At 47.9% G+C, this 1,547-nt stretch carries 1 protein-coding gene; it reads left to right on the forward strand.

Annotation, left to right across the window (positions count from 1 at the left end; translation table 11 throughout):
- The first annotated feature begins 248 nt into the window (after window positions 1-248).
- Window positions 249-1,427 carry an IS110 family transposase gene (locus CRO25_RS32900; RefSeq protein WP_079697764.1) on the forward strand — a complete coding sequence of 393 codons (1,179 nt, stop codon included), beginning with the start codon at window positions 249-251 and terminating at the stop codon, window positions 1,425-1,427.
- The last annotated feature ends 120 nt before the right edge of the window (window positions 1,428-1,547 follow it).

A 1,547-nucleotide genomic window follows, 5' to 3' on the forward strand; every position in this document is an offset into this window, starting at 1 on the left:
TTTTCGTATTATCAGGTTAGCCAGTAATTACTGGTTGGCCTTTTTTTGTGGTCGTTTTACGATGGGGGAAGCCGGGAGAACGTGGCGGTTTTAGGGGCTAGGACCTCGTAACAAAAACAGTTCTCCCACGACCTCCAAAAGACCATGTTTGGGCTGGTAGGGGCAGTTGACCCCGTATAACAAGCGAAGCTATGGGTTTGGAACCATCGTGGAAAGGACCGGCGAAACGAAAGATAAGGAGTGAGGACATGGAACCTGTTGTTGGTGTAGATGTCGCTAAAGGTTCAAGTGTGATACAGGCGTTTCAAAAACGAAATGAGCCCGTTGGTAAAGCTATCGTCATTGAACATGTTGCGAGTGGATTCGAACAATTTACGGAGGTGTTAGGGGCCCTTCAAGCCGAAACGGGTGTTGCTCCAGTGGTTGTTTTGGAGGCGACTGGGCATTACCATCGTGCCTTGGTGTCCTGTCTGAATCGGAGTGGCTACACCTACTACATTGTGAATCCCTTGCAATCCAAGCGAGCGAAGGGGACGCAGTTACGCAAAGTTAAAACAGATGCTGCAGATGCTTGGCATCTGGCAGAGATGTACTATCGCGGCGACGTGAAGCCGCATCGAAATTGGGATGAGACGTTTACAGAGCTACAGCATTTGACGCGGCAGCATGAGTTTGTCACGGGAATCTTTGTGCAGGCGAAGCTGAACAGCAGAGCCTTGCTGGAGCAAGTTTTTCCGGCGTATGAGCAGATATTTTACAATGTGTTTTCAACAACATCATTGATGGTGCTGTCTCATTGTTTGGAGGGAAGTGTGACGAATTGGAATGAAGTCATTCAGGGTAATTCGGGACGATCCCATTCCAAGCGATGGGCCAATGAAAAAGCGAGAAAACTGGAGGAAGTACTAGATGAATGGAGAGGAATTCGGCGTAGCCCCGCTCAAAGCAAGGCACTGCTCGGAATGGTCTCTTTATTGTTGACGATGATTCGGCAACTGGAGGAACTCGAAAAACAAATGGAGGAACTCGCAGAAAATCTGCCTGAAGTCGGACTGGTGAAAAGTATCCCGGGAATTGGAACGAAACTGGCCGCAGCCATTGTAGCTGAACTAGGTGATGTGAAACAGTTTAGTGATGCGAAGCAACTTGTAGCGTTTGCGGGCCTTGACCCAGGGATTTTCAGTTCAGGAAAGTTCACAGCGACAAGTACACGAATCACGAAACGAGGCTCTAAAAGGCTCAGACGTTCACTATATCTAGCGGTGCAATGTGGAATGCGAAAGAATGCGAATGCAAGAATCCGTTCGTACTACGAGAAAAAAAGAAACGAGGGCAAGCCCTACAAGGTGGCCGTGATCGCCTGCGCAAACAAGCTGTTACATCACATTTTCGCCATCTTGCAGAAAGGCCAGCCCTACCAAGTGTAATCCATATTTAACCAAAACCTCCATAGCCGTGGAGGTTATTCGTGTTGGTCGGAAAAAGTATACCACGAAAAGAGAACTCATCCAACCAGAAATGCTTGACAAACATTAGCTGGTTTTTGT

Source organism: Paenibacillus sp. RU5M, assembly GCF_900221055.1.
Lineage (GTDB): Bacteria > Bacillota > Bacilli > Paenibacillales > Paenibacillaceae > Paenibacillus > Paenibacillus marchantiae.

What these genes read in the sequence shown, in the direction of transcription:
- CRO25_RS32900 (WP_079697764.1), top strand. Translation starts at nt 249, where the DNA reads ATGGAACCTGTTGTTGGTGTAGATGTCGCTAAAGGTTCAAGTGTGATA.